This window comes from Brevibacterium ammoniilyticum, from assembly GCF_038429965.1.
Classification (GTDB): Bacteria; Actinomycetota; Actinomycetes; order Actinomycetales; family Brevibacteriaceae; genus Brevibacterium; species Brevibacterium ammoniilyticum.
Genome location: NZ_BAABNP010000012.1, coordinates 72,393 through 93,525, shown reverse-complemented (window position 1 = coordinate 93,525; position 21,133 = coordinate 72,393). Strand labels below are relative to the sequence as shown.

At 68.1% G+C, this 21,133-nt stretch carries 18 protein-coding genes; 10 read left to right on the top strand and 8 right to left on the bottom strand.

What is annotated here, in order from left to right:
• Positions 1 to 6: 6 nt before the first annotated feature.
• From AAHA49_RS14080 to AAHA49_RS14070, 3 genes are all read right to left on the bottom strand, one after another.
• On the bottom strand, positions 7 to 2,736 hold the full coding sequence (locus AAHA49_RS14080) for a DUF222 domain-containing protein (RefSeq protein ID WP_342038722.1): 2,730 nt from the start codon (positions 2,734 to 2,736) through the stop codon (positions 7 to 9).
• 278 nt (positions 2,737 to 3,014) lie between these two features.
• Entirely contained in the window at positions 3,015 to 4,307 is a 1,293-nt protein-coding gene (locus AAHA49_RS14075; protein ID WP_342038721.1) for a Cmx/CmrA family chloramphenicol efflux MFS transporter, read from the bottom strand.
• Between the two features lie 117 nt (positions 4,308 to 4,424).
• Positions 4,425 to 5,027: a TetR/AcrR family transcriptional regulator gene (locus tag AAHA49_RS14070; RefSeq protein WP_342038720.1), complete on the bottom strand. Its 603-nt coding sequence runs from the start codon at positions 5,025 to 5,027 to the stop codon at positions 4,425 to 4,427.
• Between the two features lie 161 nt (positions 5,028 to 5,188).
• On the opposite strand from AAHA49_RS14070, the gene AAHA49_RS14065 reads away from it, so the two are divergent.
• The gene (locus AAHA49_RS14065; protein WP_342038719.1) at positions 5,189 to 5,395 is read left to right on the top strand and encodes a DUF5808 domain-containing protein; all 207 of its coding nucleotides are present in this window, start codon (positions 5,189 to 5,191) and stop codon (positions 5,393 to 5,395) included.
• A gap of 31 nt (positions 5,396 to 5,426) precedes the next feature.
• Here AAHA49_RS14065 and AAHA49_RS14060 read toward each other — a convergent pair whose 3' ends face one another.
• Positions 5,427 to 5,780 (bottom strand): VOC family protein, encoded by a 354-nt coding sequence (locus AAHA49_RS14060; RefSeq protein WP_342038718.1) that lies wholly within the window; start codon positions 5,778 to 5,780, stop codon positions 5,427 to 5,429.
• Positions 5,781 to 5,848: 68 nt separating this feature from the next.
• Between AAHA49_RS14060 and AAHA49_RS14055 the strand changes: the two genes are divergently transcribed.
• The gene (locus AAHA49_RS14055) at positions 5,849 to 6,670 is read left to right on the top strand and encodes a 3-keto-5-aminohexanoate cleavage protein (protein WP_342038717.1); all 822 of its coding nucleotides are present in this window, start codon (positions 5,849 to 5,851) and stop codon (positions 6,668 to 6,670) included.
• Here the strand turns inward: AAHA49_RS14055 and AAHA49_RS14050 are convergent.
• Complete coding sequence (locus AAHA49_RS14050; protein ID WP_342038716.1) at positions 6,573 to 6,992, bottom strand: DUF488 domain-containing protein; 420 nt, start codon at positions 6,990 to 6,992, stop codon at positions 6,573 to 6,575. The two genes, AAHA49_RS14055 and AAHA49_RS14050, sit on opposite strands and share 98 nt — an antisense overlap.
• A 360-nt stretch (positions 6,993 to 7,352) precedes the next feature.
• On the opposite strand from AAHA49_RS14050, the gene AAHA49_RS14045 reads away from it, so the two are divergent.
• The 3 genes from AAHA49_RS14045 to AAHA49_RS14035 are packed head-to-tail and all read left to right on the top strand — an operon-like array spanning position 7,353 to position 9,776.
• Complete coding sequence (locus AAHA49_RS14045; protein ID WP_342038715.1) at positions 7,353 to 8,330, top strand: Dyp-type peroxidase; 978 nt, start codon at positions 7,353 to 7,355, stop codon at positions 8,328 to 8,330.
• A gap of 22 nt (positions 8,331 to 8,352) precedes the next feature.
• Entirely contained in the window at positions 8,353 to 9,132 is a 780-nt protein-coding gene (locus AAHA49_RS14040; RefSeq protein ID WP_342038714.1) for a pyrimidine reductase family protein, read from the top strand.
• Positions 9,129 to 9,776 carry a hypothetical protein gene (locus AAHA49_RS14035; protein ID WP_342038713.1) on the top strand — a complete coding sequence of 216 codons (648 nt, stop codon included), beginning with the start codon at positions 9,129 to 9,131 and terminating at the stop codon, positions 9,774 to 9,776. Before AAHA49_RS14040 ends, AAHA49_RS14035 begins: the two co-directional genes overlap by 4 nt.
• A gap of 83 nt (positions 9,777 to 9,859) precedes the next feature.
• Here the strand turns inward: AAHA49_RS14035 and AAHA49_RS14030 are convergent, their stop codons facing one another.
• A complete protein-coding gene (locus AAHA49_RS14030) occupies positions 9,860 to 13,150 on the bottom strand; it encodes a S41 family peptidase (protein WP_342038712.1) in 3,291 nt (1,096 codons plus the stop codon).
• A gap of 88 nt (positions 13,151 to 13,238) precedes the next feature.
• Between AAHA49_RS14030 and argS the strand changes: the two genes are divergently transcribed.
• Positions 13,239 to 14,969 carry an arginine--tRNA ligase gene (gene argS, locus AAHA49_RS14025; RefSeq protein WP_342038711.1) on the top strand — a complete coding sequence of 577 codons (1,731 nt, stop codon included), beginning with the start codon at positions 13,239 to 13,241 and terminating at the stop codon, positions 14,967 to 14,969.
• A 70-nt stretch (positions 14,970 to 15,039) separates the two neighbouring features.
• Positions 15,040 to 16,407, top strand: coding sequence for an FAD-binding oxidoreductase (locus tag AAHA49_RS14020; protein ID WP_339391096.1), 1,368 nt, complete (start codon positions 15,040 to 15,042; stop codon positions 16,405 to 16,407).
• An 88-nt stretch (positions 16,408 to 16,495) separates the two neighbouring features.
• On the opposite strand, the gene AAHA49_RS14015 is transcribed toward AAHA49_RS14020, so the two are convergent.
• On the bottom strand, positions 16,496 to 17,209 hold the full coding sequence (locus AAHA49_RS14015) for a hypothetical protein (protein ID WP_339391097.1): 714 nt from the start codon (positions 17,207 to 17,209) through the stop codon (positions 16,496 to 16,498).
• A gap of 175 nt (positions 17,210 to 17,384) precedes the next feature.
• Between AAHA49_RS14015 and AAHA49_RS14010 the strand changes: the two genes are divergently transcribed.
• Positions 17,385 to 17,927, top strand: a complete 543-nt coding sequence (locus tag AAHA49_RS14010; protein WP_339391098.1) for a peptidylprolyl isomerase — start codon at positions 17,385 to 17,387, stop codon at positions 17,925 to 17,927.
• A gap of 32 nt (positions 17,928 to 17,959) precedes the next feature.
• Entirely contained in the window at positions 17,960 to 18,661 is a 702-nt protein-coding gene (locus AAHA49_RS14005; protein ID WP_339391099.1) for a rhomboid family intramembrane serine protease, read from the top strand.
• 256 nt (positions 18,662 to 18,917) lie between these two features.
• Here the strand turns inward: AAHA49_RS14005 and AAHA49_RS14000 are convergent, their stop codons facing one another.
• A complete protein-coding gene (locus AAHA49_RS14000) occupies positions 18,918 to 19,610 on the bottom strand; it encodes a cell division protein CrgA (protein ID WP_339391100.1) in 693 nt (230 codons plus the stop codon).
• A 245-nt stretch (positions 19,611 to 19,855) separates the two neighbouring features.
• Here AAHA49_RS14000 and AAHA49_RS13995 point away from each other — a divergent pair, with 245 nt between their 5' ends.
• Positions 19,856 to 21,133, top strand: a complete 1,278-nt coding sequence (locus tag AAHA49_RS13995) for a class E sortase (protein WP_342038710.1) — start codon at positions 19,856 to 19,858, stop codon at positions 21,131 to 21,133.

Sequence of the window (21,133 nt, the reverse complement as noted above, 5' to 3'; positions counted from 1 at the left end):
AGCCGATCAGAACGGCGGGGGATCATCGACGAGGTCATGTTCCCAGTAGTCGCGGAACGCTTTTCTCACGTCGGTCGTGCGCCTGACCTCGAGCGCTCGCCTCATGCGCCGAGTCAGCCGGTCGCGCAGTGAATGCCTGATCTGCAGCTGTCGCGGGGCGATGCGGGACCGTTCGAAACAGGGCGGAGGTTCGGTCTCGGCCAGGATCATCGGTGCGATCCACGTCGGTGAGTCCGTCGAATCCGGATCTTCGCACAGTGGCGCAAGAGGATTCCGCGTCCCGCACGGCAGAGCCCTGTGGGCATCGGCGCCGGCTCCTGGCGGGAGGGCGTCGGGGAACTCCGCGTGCTCCCAATCGAGCAGCTGTTCGAGACGGCGCCGGTTCCTCGCTTCCTTTGACCGTTCGCTCATCTCGGCCAGGCGCTGTCTGCGAGCCGCGGTTTCGGCTTCGCGTCTCCTCTGCTCGGCGTGCTCGTGGGCGAGTTCCTCTGTAGGAGAGACCTCGACGATCGACCAATCGACGGGAACTGCGTGGTCAGGGCTCTCCCACCGACACGGCTTCATTCCGAGGAGGTCATAGAGTTCGAGGGCCTGTTCGACGTCGATGGGCTGATCCGGGGCGGTGACGGTGGTCATCAGGCCGTGCGGGAATTCGTACTCCACGGCGCTCGTTGCCGTCCCGGTGTCGCTCATCCGCACCGCATAACGCCGCGCGGTCTTGAGCGAGTGGCACTTCTTGCACAGCGGGTGGAGGTTGCCGAAGCGCGTGAGTCCGCCGGCGGGAGGATCCGCGTGGAAGAACGGATCGACGTGGTCGATCTCGGACTTCTCCGCTGGTCGCCGACAGCCGGGCACCGAGCAGGTTGCCCATTGGGCGATCAGCGTCTTGCGGACGGGTTTGGGAATCGGGTACGTCGTCGCTTGGGCATCGATCGGGGTTCCAGTGGCCGGATCGGTGAGGATCCGGGTCAGGGAGGGCGATCCGGCGGCGATCCGGCGTGCCACCTCGGCGGGGATGGGCGATCCGTCGGGAAGGACTCCGGGCAGGTCCGAGTCGCCGGTCAGCGAGATGAGCGGGACGGTCGTGATCACCGCCGCTTGGTTCCTCATCCATTCGGGAGTGGTCGGCATCTCAGCCGTGACGGAATACTCGATCGGGATCGGCTGGGGCCGTGCGCCGGGGAAGAACGCCTCTCCTGACGGCCCGGGTTCACTGGCATCGGCGTTCGCCGTCGATCCCGGTACGGGGGTGCGTTGGGGTTCTGCGGCGAAGTGAGAATCTGGGACAGGGGTCGATGACGGATCGGGCCCGGACACGGCTGGAGTGCGGTCGAGGCGAGCGGCCGAATTCGGGTCGGAGAGATGGGTCGGACGCTGGTCGGGGAGACGAGCTGCGTTCAGGTCGGAGCGACCAGTTGCGTTCGGGACGGGGACACCAACAGGACTCGGGTCGAGGAGATCGATGAGTCCGGACACACTGGTGGCATCCTCGTGGAACCTCAGGTCCCCGTTCTCGTCGAGCAGAGGGGCTTCGCGCTGACTCTGGATGCCGGTGACGGGGTCGATCTCCCGCACCCGGATGCTCAGCTTGGGCTGCGGGCGAAGGAACATGTCGCACATGAGCGCGCTGATGGTGCGTTCGTCGATGATCTCGACACCGGCCGGGAGATTGAAGGTGTTCGACTGTCCGGCATGGATGGCGCGAGCCATGGCCTGAACCCGGGCGTAGCAGGCGTGGATCTCGTCGGCAGGGGCGAACACGGAGAGGCACGCGGTTCCGTTTCCGAAGGTTTCGACGTCGACGCGGCGTCGCTGGGAGGCGATCTCGGCGCGGTCCTCGGGCTTCTGGAGCATCTGGATGAGCTTGCGGAGCGCGGTCCGCAGGGTATCGCTGGTCACCGTGCTGCGGCGGGTCGCGAGGTGGAGGTCGAGGCGAGGGAGGTGGCGGAAGGCGACGGTCTGGCAGAGGTCGGCAACGGTGAGGACGTGGGCCTGGGTGAATTCTCCGGCGCGGACACGGGCCGCGAAGCGCGGCAGACCGTGGATGATGGTCATCGCCTGCGTGAGATGCCGATAGGAGCGCGTCGACGAGGTCCCGAGGATCGCCGAGACCCCGGGAATGTGCTCGCTGTGCACCCGCTCGTGGACCCAGGCGGAGAAGTTCGTGTCGAGGGAGAATGCGGGGAACTCGGGGAGATCGTCGCACTCGGATGCGGATGCGGATGCGGAATCGGGTGCGGATGCGGCGCCGGCGGAGGAGTCAGCGGATGAGCCCGCCGTCGTGTCCGTGCTCGGTCCGGTCGTGTTCTGCGCGCCTGTGGTCTGCGTGTTCGTCGTCAGTGGCTGCGCGGCCTGTGTACCCGTATTCTGCGCACCCGCATTCTGTGCACTGCGCTGGCCTGCTTCACCGACACAGCGGCGGACCGATTCGGAGATCGTGGCGAACCTGTAGGGAGAGCCGTCTTCGGGATAGGCGAAGCCGAGGTCGTTGATGACCTCCGCGAGGACGATGCCGGCGGTGAGTTCGCAGACCCTCAGGTGGGCCTGGTCGACGGCAGAGGCTGCGTGCCCGAGGTCGGTGAGGCTCGATCCGACCCGCAGGGTGTACCGCGACGAGGCAGGCGGCTCGGGCAGGTTCGACTCCTGCGCATAGGACTGCGTGGTTGAAGCGCCGGGAGGGACGCCTTCGGCTCCGGAACCGTCATCTCTGCTCCGAGGAGCAGAAGTGCCACGCATTGTGTTTCACCTGCCTCTGACAACACTGTCGGGGAAGAGTGGTGCGACTGTCGAATGGAATGAGCTAGTACATCAATAGTAGAAGAATAGAAACGTCTCAGTCAATACACTTTTCGAAAGTTTCTCGAAACTCTTTCGCCCCTTCCGGTTCCCGCTCCGATGTTTGTCCTTCAATGATGGCACTCGCCACTGACACGAGACTCGCCACTGACACGGGACGAGCGTCCATCGGCCGCCTCGCCCGTCAGCCGACATCGCCAGGCAGCCGCCACCGCTCGTCAGTTCACCCCGCACGCGGTGAGCCGGTGCTCCTCGGTGGCTCGCTTCCACGCACGCTCGACCCGGATGGCCACGGCCGCGACAAGGAGAGCGACGACGGCGAGGAGGACCGCGACGACGACCGGGGCACGGAATCCCCAACCGAGCGCGATGACCGCGGCCCCAGCAGCCGGGCCGAGAGCGTTGCCGACGTTGAACGCGGACGTGTTGACGCTCGCGGCCAGGGTGGGTGCCTCGGTGGCGATCTGGAACACTCGGGCGTTGAGGGCGCCGGCGATCGAGAATCCGCTCGCGCCGATGAGCACGATGACCACGATCGCCGCCCAACCGACGCCGGCGACGAACCACAGCGCCAGGAGACTCACCGCCAGTGCTATGAGGCTGCCGACGATGTTGCCGAACACGCTCCGATCGGCCAGCCGACCGTCCACGACGACCCCGATGAAGGCGCCCACGCCGAACGCCGCGAGCACAGCGGGCACGAAGTCAGGCGAGACCCCCGCGACCCGCGTGAGCAGGGGCGAGAAGTACGAGAACGCCGCGAACACCGATGCCTGGAACAGGGCCGTGGTGGTCAGCGCCAGCCAGATCCGCGGACCCTTGAACGCGGCGAGTTCGGCCCGCACGAGGGTGGGGAGGTGGACGGGGGAACGGTCGGCCGCCTCGGCGAAGGAGTCCCGATCGACCTCAGGCCGGGTGACGACGGCGATGAGGACGGCGGCCAGGGCGGTGACCCCGGCGATCGCCCAGAACGTCGCCCGCCAGCCGAACTCCGTGCCGATCCACGTGCCCAGGGGCACGCCGACGAGGTTGGCGACGGTGAGCCCCCCGACGAGGCTGGCCAGCGCTCGACCGTGGACCTCGGGCCGGGCGATGCGGGTCGTGTGCACGGCCGCGACCGCCCAGAACCCACCGCACGCGACCGCGGCGAGGACGCGGCTGAGCATGAGGATCGGGTAGTTCGGGGCGAGGGCGCCGAGGATGTGGAGCGCTGAGAACGCGATCACCGTGATGATCATCGTCGCCCGGCGCGGCAGTTTGAGCGTGAGCAGCGCCATCGCGGGTGCCCCGACGATCATGCCCACGGCGAATCCCGTGATGAGCAGGCCCGCTTCGGGGATCGAGACGCCGAGGTCGGCGCTGATCGGTTCGAGGAGACCGGCGATCATGAACTCTGAGGTGCCGAGGCAGAAGATCACGGCGGCGAGCAGGTAGACCTGCGCGGGGACGCGGGGTCGTGCCGATGGATCCTCGGTCGCCGAGGCGGTCGTGCCGGTGGGCGGTGACGTCATGAGCTCAGATCTCCTCGAGTGGGTGGTGCGGGTGTGCGCGCGTCGGCCGTGGAGGCAGGCAGCACAGTGGAAGTACAGATGGAGGCGGCCGGCGGGTGCTGTGGCGGTCCCGCCGGGTCAGAACGTTTCGGCGCCGGCCGGGGTGCACAGCGCGGCGACGAAGGTGCGGGCTTGGGCATCAACGTCCTCGGCGGGCATGACGCGGGCGGAGACCCGGAGCCCGGCGAGCACGCTCTGGACGAGTTCTCCCGTCGACTTGGGGTCGAGGTCGTCACGGATGTGGCCATCGGCCTGACCTCGGGTGATGAGGGTCCGGTAGGTCTCGAGCCATGCGGCCCGGTCGGGGTCGAGGATCGTGCAGACGGCGTCGACCTCGCGTCCGAGCTCGGCGGCCGTGTTCGCCGAGAGGCATCCGATGCGCCGTTCATCCGCGCACTGCTTCTCAAGTTCCCCGCCGAGGCGTTCGAAGAGCAGCGCCGGTGCGGGGAGACTGCTGGTGAGCAGGTGCTCGCGCGCCGGGATGCCGGTGGCGGTGTAGTCGCGCAGGGCCCGGAGGAAGACCGCGTCGAGGCTGTCGAAGGTGTTGTAGAAGCTCGAGCGACCGATGTTCGCCCGTTCGCAGACGAGGCCGACATCGGTTCCGGCGTATCCGTGCTCGCTGAATACGGCGATCGCCGAGTCGATCACCGCCTGTTCGTCGAACGCCTTCCGTCTGCCCATGCTGCGAGCCTAGAACATATTGGACACTGGTGTCCAATAAAATTTCGGCGTCGGTTTCGCAGGTGTAGCCTGACGACAGGGGTCGTTGTCCTCGCCGAGGCGGTGCTCGGTGCGAGCGACGATTGCCCTTTCGAATTCGACAGTCAGGAGGACGATCGCAGATGAGTCAGCTCAGTGCCGAAGAGAAGCGTGAGCTCCGCGAGGACGATGCGAACTGGAAGTACGGCCTCTTCTATTTCTGTCCGCGTGACACGGCCTTTCTCGTTCCGAAGCGGTTCGGCGTGGGGTGGACGATCAACTTCGGCAGTGTGTGGACGCTCGTGGGCCTCGTCGTCGTCGCGCTCATCGTCTGGGGCGTCGTATTCTGAGGCGCCCGTGTGCGCGTCGTGCGCGCCATTGTCACCTCCGTGAGGAGAGGATGCAGAACTCATTGCCTTCGGGATCGGCGAGGACGACCCACGGTTCGTCCCCGGTCTGTCCGACATCGGCACGGCGCGCTCCGAGGTCGAGGAGGCGGGCCACCTCGGCGGCCTGATCCCTGGGCCGGAAATCAGGGTGCAGGCGGTTCTTCACCACCTTCCCACCGGGATCCCGACCGAACAGGAGTCCGGGCAGGCGATCGGGGCTCGGCCTGATCTCGATCTCGTCGTCGTTCTCGTCGACGACCACCCAGCCGAGCGCCTCGGCCCACCAGCGGCCGAGCGCATGCGGATCTGAGGCATCGACGACGATCTGCTCCCATTCGAGGTCCATGTCGAGATCTTAGACCTTGGGGCTGACTCGGCCGAGTCCATGTCAGGACCGCGGCCTAACGTGAGCGCATGATCAAGGTATGCGTCAACGGTCCGAGGACTCCGTCCGATCATGTCCGCATCTCGCCCGATCCGATCATCGCCGCTGCCGAAGCGGCCGCCGGAATCGCCGCCGGTGCCGAAGCTGTCCACGTCCACCCGAAATCGACGGACGGCCGCGACAGCCTTCGCGGTGTCGACCTCGATCGTTTCGTCGTCGCGATGCGACAAGCATGCCCGGGTGTACCCGTCGGGGTGACCTCCGGAGCGTGGGCGGCGCCGGCTGTGGCCGATCGGCTTGCGGCGATCGCCTCGTGGACCGTGCTGCCCGACTTCGTCTCCCTCAACTGGCATGAGGAGGGTGCCGACGACGTGGCCGCCCTTTTGAGGAAACGCGGAATCGGCATCGAGGCCGGCATCTGGCACACCGAGGGCCTTGCAGCCTGGGTTGCTTCCCCTCACCGTTCGGCGTGCCTGAGAGCACTCGTCGAGATCCAGGCAGGGTCGGGGCTTGCGGACGCAGGTACGGGGTCGCTCGCCGAAGTTGCGGCGCGCCAGCTCGCCGACGGCGTCATCGCGCGAGAGCCGGGTCTTCCCGTTCTCCTCCACGGAGAGGACGAACATGCCTGGCCGATGCTTCGGCTCGCCTTCGCGTGGGGAATGGATACTCGGATCGGGCTCGAGGACACGCTTGTCCTCCCTGACGGGACTCCTGCGGACGGCAACGGAGCTCTCGTCGCTGCGGCTGTCGAGCTCAGGGCCGCTGTGACTGGTCAGGGGAAGGAAGAGGAGGTGAGGCGACGAAGCTCGGATCCCCGACGAGCACACGCTCGAGCACGGCTGCCTCACTGATCTCGACGTCCTTCGAGGCGGTGAGCAGGGTGAGCGTGCCTGTCGAAGCGTAGTCGCGCAGCTGCGCGTACGCCTTAGCGTGCTCGTCGTCGCCGAGCTCGGCACGGTAGCGGCGGGAGAACTCATCGAACTTCGCCGGATCGTGGGAGTACCACTTCCGCAGGTCCGTCGACGGGGCGACGTCCTTGAGCCACTCGGTGAGGTCGGCGCGCTCCTTGCTCACCCCGCGCGGCCACAGCCGATCGACGAGGATGCGCGCGCCGTCGTCAGGGCTCGGATCCTCGTAGATCCGCTTGACGCGGATCGCGCTGTTCTGGGCCATCGCGCTCCTTCCTCTCGTCGCCTGCCAGGGCTCGTCGACCTCTGAGTCCGCGGCGACTGCCGGTTCCGCCTCGGTTGCCGAATCGTGTCCGTCTGGAAAGTTCGACGTCGGTGCCGGTCCGTCGTCGTCGATGCGGGTCAGTCTAGCCACCGGTCCTGGGAGCCTTCCGCCACTGACCCGGGAACCGGAGCGCACTCGTCACCTGCGACGATGCCGTCATCGGTGCGCCGAGCGAGTGCGCGCGGATATCTTCGGTCGCTGTCCATGTGGAAGCAGTCCTCTCCGCGTATACTGACCGACCAAGGACGATTGTCGTCCGGCTCACTCCCCACCATGAGCCGCGGAAAAGGAGACGGATCAGTGACCTTCCAGTACGCATCACCCCCGAGCGCAGCCAGCCCCCAGCACGTCCTCGAACCCCCGGCACCCTCCGCCGTCTTCGTCGTCGTCACCGTCAAGCCCGGTGCCGAGGACGCCATCCGCGACTTCCTCGGCGGGATCGGCGGCGTCATCCGCGCCGTCGGCTTCCGTGCGAAGGCCGCGGGCCTCTCGTGCGTCACCGGCATCGGCTCCGACCTCTGGGACCGCCTCTTCCCCGGCAAGCGCCCGGCGAAGCTCCACCCGTTCAAGGAACTCAGGGGCGGAGCGAACGTCGCCCCCTCGACCCCCGGCGACCTCCTCTTCCACATCCGGTCCCAGCGCACCGACATGAGCTTCGAGCTCGCCCGGCAGCTCATCAACCAGATCTCCGAGTCCGTCGACGTCGTCGACGAGGTCCATGCCTTCCGCTACTTCGACCAGCGCGACATCCTCGGCTTCGTCGACGGCACCGCGAACCCCGAGGACCAGCTCGCCGTCGACTCCGTCTTCGTCGGCGACGAGGATCCCGACTTCGCCGGCAGCAGCTACGTCGTCGTCCAGAAGTACCTCCACGACCTCCCGAAGTGGAACTCGATCACCGTCGAGGAGCAGCAGGCCGCGATCGGCCGGCACAAGCTCTCCGACATCGAGATCCCCGATGCGGACAAGGCACCGGACTCGCACGTCATCCTCAACACGATCACCGGCCCTGACGGGAAGGAACAGAAGATCGTGCGCGATAACATGGTCTTCGGCTCCGTCGAATCCGGTGACTTCGGCACCTACTTCATCGGCTACGCCGCCGATCCGGCGGTCACGGAGACGATGCTCGAGCACATGTTCTTGGGCCACGGCGACGCCACCCACGACCGGATCCTCGACTTCTCGACGGCGGTGACCGGCGGCCTCTTCTTCGTCCCGACCCAGGACTTCCTCGACGACCCCGCCTCGGTGCTGGGGACGCCGAACCAGAGCTGAGCGGGCCGACGGCGAGACGGACATGGGCACGACCCCGACCGTGGCGCGGATCCTCCCGGGGTATCCGGATCGGCTGAGCCTGCCCGAGGCGTTCGCATTCCCCGCCGAGGCCGAGTCCTGGGTCCGCGCGATCTTCGTCTCCTCCGTCGACGGGGCCGCGACCGTCTCCGGTAGGGCCGGCGGGCTCGGCAACGACACCGACCGTGCCGTCTTCGCGCTCAACCGGGCGCTCGCCGATGTCATCGTCGTCGGCGCGGGCACGGCGCGCACCGAGGAGTACGGTCCCGCCGAGGACGACCCCCGGTGGCGCGCGCTGAGAACCGGCCGCAGTCCGACCGCCCCCATCGCCGTCATCAGCGACAGCCTCGCCCTCGACTTCACCTCGCCGCTGTTCACCGACGCTCCCGAGTGGGCGCGAACGATCGTCATCACCTCGGAATCCTCTCCCGCCGAGGCGCGGGCGAAGGCCGCTGAGGTCGCCGAGGTGATCGTCGCCGGAGTCGAATCCGTCGACCTCTCCACGGCTCTCCTCGACCTCCGGGCCCGCGGCTTCCACCGGATCGTCTGCGAAGGAGGTCCCAGCGTCTTCGCCGAGCTCATCCGCGCCGGCGGCGTCGACGAACTCTGCCTCACCCGTTCCCCCGAGATCGTCGGCGGGGCGGGCACCCGCATCGTCCACGGCCCCGCTTGCGATCCGCCGATCCCCCTCGACCTCGCATCGGTGCTCGCCACCGACGACGGATACCTCTACCTCCTCTACCGATTCCCCACTGACAGCCGTACCCCCAGGAGCCGACCATGACCCAATCCCCACAGCCCCCACAACCTCAGCCCCCTGAACCCCCGCACTACCCTCACGTCACCGAGGCGGCCCCGACCGTGCCTGCCAACACAGGGTCAGAGGTCCCGCCGCAGCCCGCCGACGGCGCTGAGATCGGCTCGCTCATCGGCGGTGCCTTCGGACTCGTGTTCCTCATCGTCAACAGCGCAGGCTTCTCGACGTTCGGGCGGATCGCAGTCCTCGTCCTCGGGATCGCGGCATTCGCGGGGATCCTGTTCCTCGCGTTTCGCAGCCTCGGCCGCCGCCGGGGACGCCCCAGGCCCGCGGGCGCCAACCCGTTCTCCCGCAGCTACTGGATCATCGTCGCCGTCGAAGCGCTCGCCCTCTTCGGCGGAGCGAAGCTGCTCTCTGGTCTCGGGTATCCGGAGCTCGGCGTCGCATGGGTCTCCGTCGTCGTCGGCACGCACTTCTTCGCACTCGGGTACCTGTTCAGGCTTCGCCGATTCCACGTGCTCGCCATCGTCGTCACGCTGCTGGGCGTCGCCGGATTCCTCGCGTACTTCGTCTCCGCACCCGCGTTCACCCCGGTCCTCGCCGGGGTCATCCCCGGCTTCGTGCTCCTCGCCTTCGGCCTCTGGGCGCTCGCCCCGGTCGACCAGCGCTGAACGGCGCCAGGCCAACGGAGTTTCGGACCCGCAGTGACGATTATTGCGTGCGAAATCGTCACTGCGGGTCCGAAACTTCCTCCTCAGACGGCCGCGCCCTTCCGGCGGGTCCGCACGCGCGGTTCGGGGAGGTCGGGAGCGGTGACCGCGGGGGTGTCCTCGAGGGCGGCGAGCACCTCGGCGATGCCCCGATCGAGCTGCGGATCGTCGGCGGCGAAGAGCTGGGACGGATCGTGCTCGACCTCGATGTCGGGCTCGACGCCGTAGTTCTCCACACCCCACTCCTTGCCCTCGAGCCAGAACGCATACCGGGGCTGCGTCACCCCGGTCCCGTCGACGAGGTCGTACCGGCCGTCGATGCCGACGACCCCGCCCCACGTGCGCACACCGATGACCGGGCCGATGCCCTTCGCCTGCACGCGCGCGTTGATGATGTCGCCGTCGGAGCCGGAGAACTCGTTGGCGAGGAAGACGACGGGACCCCGCCGGGTGTTCTCCGGGTCGGCGACCATCTCGTCGTAGCTGCGGGCTGAGTTCCACGCGATGATCCGGTCGGCGAATCGCTCGGCGACGAGCGCACTCGTGTGCCCGCCGCGGTTGAACCGGACATCGGCGATGACGCCCTCGGCGGCCATCGCCTGCCGGATGTCGCGGTGCAGCTGCGCCCACCCGCCGGCCATCATGTCGGGGATGTGGACGTAGCCGACCCGACCGCCCGACTTCTCCGCGACGTACTCCCGGCGTGAGCGCACCCAGTCCTGATAGCGCAGCTTCTCCTCGGACTTGACCGGCACCACGGCCACCGTGCGCTCCTTGCGTCCGCGCCGCAGGGTGAGTTCGACGATCGTGTCCGCCGCCCCGATCAGCAGCGGCGCCGGACCGTGATCGGCCTCGACCGGCTGCCCGTTGACCGCGACGATGACATCCCCTGCCTGCGCGCCGACCCCGGCCTGGCGCAGCGGCGATCTGGCCGCCGGTTCGCTCGTCTCCCCGGGGAGGATGCGCACGATCTCCCAGCCCGCCTCCGTCCGGGCGAGATCCGCGCCGAGGAAGCCGAGCCTCTTCGACTCATCGCCGAGCGGCTTCGGCGGGGTGACGTAGGCATGCGAGGTGTTGAGCTCGCCCCCGGTCTCCCAGAGGATGTCGACGAGGTCGTCGTGGGTGAGCGCCTTCGCCGCCACGGCCCGCCACCGCAGGGTCACCCCCTGCCAGTCGACGCCGTTCATATCGGCGCGCCAGTAGTGGTCGCGCATGAGGCGGGCGTTCTCCTCGAACATCTGCAGCCATTCGGCCCGCTGATCGAGTTCGAAGCGCAGGCGGGTCAGGTCGACCGTGACGAGCTCATCGTCATCGGCCTCGACCTTGCGGTTCGCCGGCCGCACCGAGACGTCCTGCCCGTCGCGGACGACGATGAGCTTGCCGTTGCCGGAGACCGCGTAGCCCTCGGCCTTCTCGACGACGGTGACGAGCTTGCGCTTGGCGAAGTCGAAGAACTGGACGACCTCGGCGGGTTTGTCCCCGGTGTCCCCGGAGTGCTTGTCCCCGATCTCCCCGTCCTCGGCATCGCCCGTGCGCATCCACAGCACACCGCCGTCGGCGGATTCGAGATCCCGGAACACCGCCGAGGAGACGGGGAACGGCACGATCCGCTCCTCGGCGCCCTCGAGGTCGACGTCGACCGTGGTCACCGCCTCCTTGTCCTTGGATCGGGAGTCCTTCGCCGCGGAGTCCTTGGCCTCATCGGTGAGCTCGCTGATCGCCCAGCCGGCGGTGCTCGGACCGAAGGGCGCGGGATCGACGGCCGAGAGCGGCAGCAGCCACGGCCTCGTCACCCCGTTGAAGGAGAGGTCGAACGAATGCTGGTTGTACGCGGGATCGAAGGTGCGGTCGGAGAGGAAGACGACGTACTTCCCGTCCCTGGTGAACGCCGGCGAGAAGTCGTTGAACTTTCCCGTCGTCAGCGCCGCACCCGGATCATCGGACTTCACCTCGGCGATCATGAGGCGGGCCAGCTGCTCCTCGCCCTGCGTCGGCTCCGACCACACGAGATACCGTCCGTCGGGGGAGAACCGCGGACTGTGCGCCTCCCCGAACCCCGAATGCCCGACGACCCGGCTCTTGCCGCCGGAGACCTCGATGAGGCGCACGGTCCCGTCGTGGGAGATCGTCGCGATCACCTTCCCGGCCGGGTCGGCCGTCATCGCGAGCACCCGTCCCAGCGCCCCCGCCCCGATCCGCCGAGGCGGCTGTCCGCCCTCGATGCCGCGGACCTCGATCGCATCCTCGCCCTCGGCATCGGTGACGTAGGCGGCCAGTCCCGTGCGCCCGAGCACGACGGGCAGCCGCACCCGCACCGAGGAGTCCGCTGCCAGCGCCCTGGCCGGACCTTCGCGGTGGGCGAGGTGGAACGCCTTGCCCCGCCATTCGACGACCGAGGCGTTGCCGCCGAAGTCCGGGGCGATGTCGCCGAGGCGGGTCTCGGGATCGAGGCTGACCGGCTGCACCTGCGTGCCGGGAAGGACGACGTCGAGGGTGCGGACCTCACCGTCGAGGCTGTCGAGGACCTTGATCTCCCCACGGGAGTGCCACACGATCCGCGTCCCGTCGCTCGTCGCGTCCCGGACATAGCCCTCGGCCTCGCTCTGGTGGGTGAGCTGCCGGGGCTCCGGCGACGCGGACGAACGCGCGGCGAGCCCGTCGATGATCCACAGGTTCGCCTGCTCATCGGCATGGTCGGGGAAGGTCGCGGCCCGGTCCGAGGTGAAGACGAGGGAGTCGCCGATCCACAGCGGATCCGTCAGCGAGGCCTCGTCGTCGCGCAGCAGCCGCTCCCACTGCGCGCCGGTCCCGGACTCGTCGCCGGCGCGGTCGAGCCACAGCCTCGGCGCGGTCCCACCCCGGTAGCGCTTCCAGTGTGCGGGCGGACGGGAGAACGGCGTCGAGAGCGCCGTGACCCCCGAATGATGGCGGGCGAACCCCGAGGCACGACCCCAGCTCAGGCGTTCGACCTCACCGTCGATGCTCACCCGCTTGACGACGTGGTCGCGGACCTCGGCCTCGCCGGCGTTCGAGCCGATGAGGATGTGGCTCTCGTCGGCCCAGCCGAGCATCGTCGTCGCACTCGCCCCGAGCCAGGTGAGCCGACGCCGGGACCCGGTGGCCGCCTCGGCGAGCATGAGCTCGGGATGGCCGTCCGTGAAGGACACGTACGCGACGTACCGACCGTCGGGGGAGATGCGCGGGGAGCGGACCGGAGCATGATCGGCGGTCAGACGCCACGCGCGCCCGCCCGCCACGGGGGAGAGCCAGACGTCGTCGTCGGCGGTGAAGGCGATCGTCTCGCCCTGGACGTGGGGGTACCGGAGATAAGTCACGTGATCCACATTACAGCCGATGCCCGGCGCCGGTCCGGTCGTCGGGCCAGCGGAAACGCGCGTGCCGGCCCCGAATAGAATGGGGGACATGCCGACGCTCACGACTCTTCTCACCGACCGGTTCGCAGCCGCCCTGACCGCCGCCTTCGGAGACGACTACGCGGACCGCGATCCCGTCATCAGGAGCTCGCAGTTCGCCGACTTCCAGGCCAACGTCGCCCTCCCTCTGGCCAAGGAGCTGGGCTCGAAGCCCCGCGACATCGCCGCCCGCATCGTCGAGCACCTCGACCTCGAGGGAGTCGCCCAGCCCCCGGAGATCTCCGGCCCCGGCTTCATCAACCTCACGTTCACCCCCGAGTTCCTCGCCCGCACCCTCGAGACCGAGGACGCCACCGCCGTCGAGGAGCCTGCGGACCCGCAACGGATCGTCATCGACTACTCGGCGCCCAACGTCGCGAAGGAGATGCACGTCGGCCACCTGCGCACGACCGTCGTCGGCGACGCGCTCGCCCGGACCCACGAATACATCGGCAACACCGTCATCCGCCAGAACCACATCGGCGACTGGGGCACGCCCTTCGGCATGCTCATCGAGCAGCTGCTCGACGTCGGCATCGACTCGGAGACCGCGCAGACGATCTCCGAGGACCCCAACGCCTTCTACCAGGCGGCACGCGTGAAGTTCGACGCGGATGAGGACTTCGCGACTCGCTCCCGCTCCCGCGTCGTCGCGCTCCAGGGCGGGGACGCCCAGACGCTGGAGCTCTGGGAGACCCTCGTCGGCTACTCGCGGACCTACTTCAACCGCATCTACTCCCTCCTCGACGTCACCCTGACCGATGCCGACCTCGCAGGCGAGAGCACGTACAACGACGACCTCGAAGCGGTCTGCGACGAACTCGAAGCCAAGGGCCTGGCCCGGATGAGCGACGGCGCCCTGTGCGTCTTCCCCTCCGGCTTCACCGGCCGTGACGGTCAGCCGCTGCCGCTCATCGTCCGCAAGTCCGACGGCGGCTACGGCTATGCGACGACCGACCTCGCCGCCGTGCGCCGCCGTGCCCAGGTGCTGGGCGTCGACCGCGTCCTCTACGTCGTCGGCAGCCCGCAGGCCCTTCACTTCGAGATGGTCTTCGCGACCGCCCGGGCCGCCGGCTGGATCCCCGAGGACATGGTCCTCGAACACGTGAAGATCGGCAACGTGCTCGGCTCCGACGGCAAGATCCTGCGCACCCGCTCGGGCAAGCCGCTGCGCCTGGCCGAACTCCTCGCCGAGGCGGTCACCCGGGCCAAGGCCGCCCTCGAGGAGTCGAACGCCGAGTTCACGCCCGAGGAGGCCGATGAGGTCGCCCGCATCGTCGGGATCGGCGCGGTCAAGTACGCCGACCTCTCCGTCGCCCACGACACCTCGTACACCTTCGACCTCGACCGGATGCTCGCCCCCATCGGCAACACCGCGCCCTACCTCCAGTACGCCGGTGCCCGGATCCGCTCGATCCTCCGGAAGGCAGCGGCCGAGGACATCGCCTTCGCCGACGCCCCCATCGTGCTCGGCGAACCTGCCGAACGGGAGCTCGCGCTGACGATCCTCGGGTTCCCCGATGTGCTCGCCGAGGTGGCCGCCGGCTCCCAGCCCCACCGGATGGCCGGGTACCTCTTCGACCTCGCGCAGGCGTTCACGACGTTCTACGAGCAGTGCCCCGTCCTCGTCGCCGAGACCCCTGAGCTGCGGGCCTCCCGGCTGCGGCTGAGCGCCACCGTGCTCACGGTCCTCGAGGCCGGGCTGAGCGTGCTCGGCATCCGCGTGCCCGAGAGGATGTGACGGAGGCTCGTCAGTGTGAGCCGGCTCACGTAGAGTGGGAGCCACTGTGCCGCTGACCGCAAGGAGAGAGATGTCCGTCGACGTCGTCACCGCCCTGTCCGAAGTCCTGCCCGCAGACGCGCTCGTCACCGACCCGGATTCGATGGACGCTTACCGCTGGGACCGGGCGAACGATCCGGGAGCGGGGATGCCCGCCGCGATCGTGCGCGCGAGCTCGACCGCCGACGTCCAAGCGGCCGTCCGTGTGGCCGCCGAGGCGAAGGTCCCCGTCGTCCCCCGCGGCGCCGGCTCCGGCCTGTCCGGGGGCAGCTCCGCCGTCGAGGGCGGGATCATCGTCTGCCTCGATCGGATGCGCGAGATCGACATCGACCCGGCCACCAGGATCGCCGTCGTCCAGCCGGGCGCCTTCAACGCCGAGGTCAAGGCCGCGGCCGCCGAGCACGGCCTGTGGTACCCGCCGGACCCGTCCTCGTACGAGTTCTGTTCGATCGGCGGCAACGTCGCGACGAACGCCGGCGGGCTGTGCTGCGTCAAATACGGGGTGACCACGGACTACGTCCTCGGGATGACGGTCGTCCTCGCCGACGGTCGCGCCGTCGAACTCGGCGGCCCCCGCGTCAAGGACGTCGCCGGACTGTCCCTGACGAAGCTCTTCGTCGGCAGCGAGGGCACGCTGGGCATCATCACCGAGGTGACCCTGCGCCTCATTCCCGCCCAGCTGCCGCCGACGACGCTCGTCGCGACCTTCCCCACCCTCGAGGGCGCCACGCAGACCGTGCTCGACATCTGCGCGCAGATGCGCCTGTCGATGCTCGAGTTCATGGACCGCGCCTCGATCAATGCCGTCGAGGACGAACTGCGGATGGGACTTGACCGTGAAGCCGCGGGCATGCTCGTCATCCAGTCCGACGAACCCGGAGAGTATGCGGCCGGACAGATCGCGATCGTCGAGGAGCTGTGTGCGAAGAACGGGGCGAGCGAGGTCTATGCGACCGACGACGCCGAGGAGGGGGAGGCCTTCGTCACCGCCCGACGGATGGCGATCCCCGCGGTCGAGAAGAAGGGCACCCTCCTGCTTGAGGACGTCGGTGTGCCGCTGCCCCGCCTCGGCGACCTTGTCATCGGGATCGAGGAGATCGCCGAGAAGCGGGACGTCCTCATCTCCGTCATCGCCCACGCCGGGGACGGCAACACCCACCCGCTGCTCATCGTCGATCCCGCCGACGCCGAGCAGCGCGCCCGGGCCGACATCGCCTACGGCGAGGTCATGGACCTGGCGACCTCCCTGGGCGGGACGATCACCGGGGAGCACGGTGTGGGACGGCTGAAGAAGCCGTGGCTGGCCGACTACCTCGGCGCCGATGTCATGGAGCTCAACCATCTCATCAAGGCAGCGCTGGACCCCGACAACATCCTCAACCCGGGAGCAGTGTATTGACCTGTCTGCCCCGAGATGCCGGAAGGCGGCCCACCGATCGGTGGGCCGCCTTCGCGGTCTGAAGCGGCGGCTCAGCCGCCTGGGCGCATCAGTGCTTGGCGCTGTCGCCCGAGGGCTTCGGAGCGGTCGCCGGCTTCGGGGCCGGGGTCGTCTCCGTCTTCGACTCGGGCACCGGGGCCTGCGAGACGGTCGGGGACGTGCCCTGGCGCGAGGCCGGGGTCGATCCGACGGGGCGGGCGTCGGCGGGACGGTTGTTCGGCAGCGGGGTCGACCAGGGATCTTCGACCGGCTGGGCCTTCTTCCACACGTAGTAGCCGATGCCGGCGGCCGAACCGATGACGAGGGTCCACACGAGAGCCTTCTTGCTCGTGTTCGACTTCCGCGCGGTGTCCTTCTGGATCCGCTTGCCGGCCTCGGCGAGGGCCTTGCGGGCCTTCTTCATCGCCTTCTTGTCACCGGTGAGGCGCACGGCGAGGTTGTCGATGAGCTGCGGGGTCTCCATCGCCGCGAGCGAGGCGGCGGCGGTGCCGGCGACCTTCCCGGCCTTCTCCGTGGCCTCGGGACGGTACGCCTCGATCTTGTCCGCCCAGTCGTGGACCTGCTGGTTGGCCTTCTCCGCGAGAGCCTCGACCTGAGGGCGGGCCTTCTCGGCGAAGGCTTCGACCTGGACGTTGGCCTTATCGGCTGCCTCACGCAGTTTGGGAGCGGCGGCATCCGAGGCGTCAGCCAGGAATCGCAGCGAGGTCTTCTTCGCGGAGTCGAGCTTCGACGCGAGAGTCTGCGGAGCTGGCTTCTTCGACATGAACATTCCCAATCCTCTTAAGTCCGGGGGCAACTGATCACTTCCCAGTCTACGACGTGAGGCGGGGGCGACGGCCACTTCAGGGGAGGGAATTTGCCTGCGGATACGCTGGCAGGTTGTGCAAACCCGCCTTGACGGATCGGCGGATCGGACCCGGCCGTGGAAGAATGAGGGCATGTCTACAGTTGCAACGAACACAGCGGTCCTGCACACCAACCACGGCGACATCACCATCAACCTCTTCGGCAACCACGCTCCGAAGACGGTCGCGAACTTCGTCGAACTCGCCACCGGTGAGCGCGAGTTCACCGACCCCCAGACCGGTCAGCCCACGAAGGGTCCCTTCTACGACGGCACCGGCTTCCACCGCATCATCTCGAACTTCATGATCCAGGGCGGCGACCCGCTCGGCACGGGAACCGGCGGCCCCGGCTACGTCTTCGACGACGAGATCCACCCCGAACTCCAGTTCGACAAGAAGTACCTGCTCGCGATGGCCAACGCCGGCAAGCAGATGGGCCGCGGCACCAACGGTTCGCAGTTCTTCATCACCACCGCTGAGACCCCGTGGCTCAACGGCAAGCACACGATCTTCGGCGAGGTCGCCGACGAGGCCTCGCAGAAGGTCGTCGACGAGATCGAAGGCGTGCGCACGGGAGCGATGGACAAGCCCGTTGAGCCGGTCGTCATCGAATCCGTCGAGATCAAGGACGCCTGAGCGCCACCCCACCCGATGAGTACGATGGTGGCATGAGCACACCAGAGCAGGGCCCGGCACGGGAAACCGGCCGGGCCCTGTCCGTGTCCGTTCCCCCGGTGACGGCCACGATCATGATCGTCACGGGGCTGGCGTTCCTGCTCCAGCTGCTGCCGGGACTCGACCTCCTCCACCGGTTCAGCTTCGTCCCCGCCCTGACCCTCGACCAGCCGTGGCGCCTGCTCACCGTCGCCCTCGTCCACGAGCAGCCCTCGCCGATCCACCTGCTGGCGAACATGATCGGCCTGTTCTTCTTCGGGTCGTTCGTCGAACGCGCACTCGGCCGCCTCCGGTTCCTCGCCGTCTACGTCATCGGCGCCGTCGGCGGCTCCGTCATGGTCCTCCTCCTCGCCGAACCGTGGAGCCGGGACTGGGTGACGAACAACATCGGCGCCTCCGGTGCCGTGTTCGCCGTCATCGGCGTCCTCCTCGTGCCCACCCGTCGCCTCGACCGCAACATCGTCGGCGTCGTCCTCTTCGTCGCGCTTAACTTCGGGTACGGCTTCATCGTCGAAGGCGTCTCCTGGCAGGCCCACCTCGGCGGACTGCTCACGGGCTTCGTCCTCGGCTGCGCGGGTCTGCTCGTGTCGGCCAAGCGTTCGGTGCTCGTCTTCTGGCTCGTCGCCGGAGGCCTCGTCGTCCTCATGGCCGTGGCCGTCGTGGCGAAGATGCTCACGGCCGGGGCGGCACCCTGAGGCGAACCCGATTCACTGCATCTGCGGTTTGTCCACAGCTGTTATCCACATGGGGGAAAACTTACAACGGTGTGTTTTCCCTGATCACAGGGGTGGAAAAAGTTATGCACAGGACAGCGATTCTGCTTGGGTATAACTCAGAAGTCGACGAAACCCTCCGCTGACCGGTGGGAACCGGGCAGCGGAGGGTTTCGGATGCTGCGGGTTTCGGGGATACGCGGCGGGGTGATGTGCCCCGACGTCGCGGTGGGGTGATCTACCGCCAGCGGGTGGACATGATGAGACCGGCGACGAAGAACGCGAAGCCGATGAGGATGTTCCAGTTGCCCCATGCTTCGACGGGGAACGCGCCCTGGGTCAGGTAGAACACCACGAGCCAGATGAGGCCGACGATGAGGAGGCCGAGGAGGACGGGCAGGAACCAGCGCGGGTTCGGCTTGATCGTCTGCTGACCGGCCTCGGAGGTGTAGCTGGCCGTCTTGCGGCCCTGCGAGCGCTTGGCCGGGTTGCCCGAACGCGAGGTGCGCTTCGCCACCGCCTTCTTCGAGTCCTTCTTCGCCGACTTCGCAGACCCGGTCTTCGCGGACTCGGTCTTCGCCTTCGTCGGCTTCTCGTCGGCGTCGTCTGCGTCGACGTCGTCCTCGTCCGTGTCTTCGGACTTCGCCTTCGCCGAGGCGGTCTTCGCCTTCGCGGCAGCGGTGGTCTTCTCGTCGTCGTCCGCTGGGTCGTCGGGGTTCTCGTCGGCGTCCTCGACCTCGGTGACTACGATGTCGGTCTCCTCGACGGTCGTGGTCCCGTCGGCATCGACCTCGACCTCGGTGATCTCGATGTCGGTCTCCTCGACGACGGCAGAATCCTCGGTCGTCGACTTCGCGGTCGTCGACTGGGCTTTCGCCGCATTGCGCGAGGTGCGCTGAGGGCGCGAGGTCCGTCCGTTGGACTTGGCCACGAGAACTCCTTCGACGGCGAACCCGAATGGGCCGCCGATGCTTTGGTCGGGGACGATCGCCCCCAGTCTACTCGGGAGGCCAGCATGCGCGAAAAACCGCATGACGGACCACAGGCTCTCATGAAGGCGTCTCAGAGTGAGCTGGGAACACGCTCCGCTCTCATTCTCATGCGATAAAGTTCTCTTCGGATGTCCCCGCTCGATCACTGGTCGAGTCCCGGATTAGTCATAGGCACGGTGCAGAAGTGGTGAACAGTTCCTCCTCGGGTAACGAATCGTCTTCGAGACCCACCATTCGCGCTGCGCAGAGACGCCAGCCCGCCCCGCAGCCGACCGACTCAGGACCCGTCACCGAGCCCCTGCACACCCAGCAGGCCTCCCGCAGTTTCGACGAGCCGCTGCCGAGCCGTCGCGAACTGCGCCGCCGCGAAGCCGAAGCCTCCGGTGGCGCGCCCTCGTACTCCGATGCACCTGACGATTCCGGCGCTCCCACCGAGGCGCTGCCCCTCCAGCAGGCCCCGTACGCAGGTGCAGGTGCTGCCGCCGGCGCAGGTGTTGCCGCAGGTCAGTACACGGCCGACCAGTACACCGCGCCCCAATACAGCACCGCCCAGAACACAGCGCCCCAATACGCCTCGGCACAGCCCCAGTACACGTCTGCGCAGTACGCCTCGGCCCCGGCCACAGCGGCACAGCCCGCAGCAGCGGAATCCGACCCCCACCTCGGCGGAGGAGGGAACGGAGGACGCGGCAACGGCGGTGGCAGGAAGCCGAAGCCGCAGCGCCAGCCGCTGGGACCGATCCGGGGCACGATCCGCACCTTCGGCGAACTCTGCATCACCGCAGGCCTCGTCCTCATCCTCTTCGTCGTGTGGCAGCTGTGGTGGACGGACATCGAAGCCAACCGCGACAACGAGGTGCTCGCGGACCAGCTGACGAAGGACTGGGCGAACCAGGACCCGAACAAGCTGCCCGCCGACCCCAAGGAACCCGTGGTCGCCGAACCGGTGGAGAAGAACACGGCGTTCGGGATCTTCTACATCCCGCGCTTCGGCGACGACTACTACCGCACCCTGGCCGAGGGCGTCGACCTCGAACCCGTCCTCAACCGGATGGGCGTGGGCCGCTACCCGAACTCGGCGATGCCCGGGGAGGTCGGCAACTTCTCCGTCGCCGGCCACCGCGTCACCTACGGCAAGCCGTTCAACCAGATCGCGAAGCTCCAGCCCGGAGACGAGATCGTCGTCCAGACCAAGGACGGCTTCTACACGTACACGTTCCGCAACTTCGACATCATCCTCCCCGACGCCGTCGAAGTCCTCGCCCCCGTGCCCGACCAGCCGGAGTACAAGGGCAAGGACCGGATCCTCACGCTCACGGCCTGCAACCCGATGTTCTCCGCCCGCGAGCGCTACATCGCCTACGCCGAGCTCACCGAGTGGCGTCCCGCCGCCGACGGCCCGCCGGACGCGATCAAGGACTCGAAGGCCTACGACAAAGTCAGCAAGAACGGTGGTGCCTGA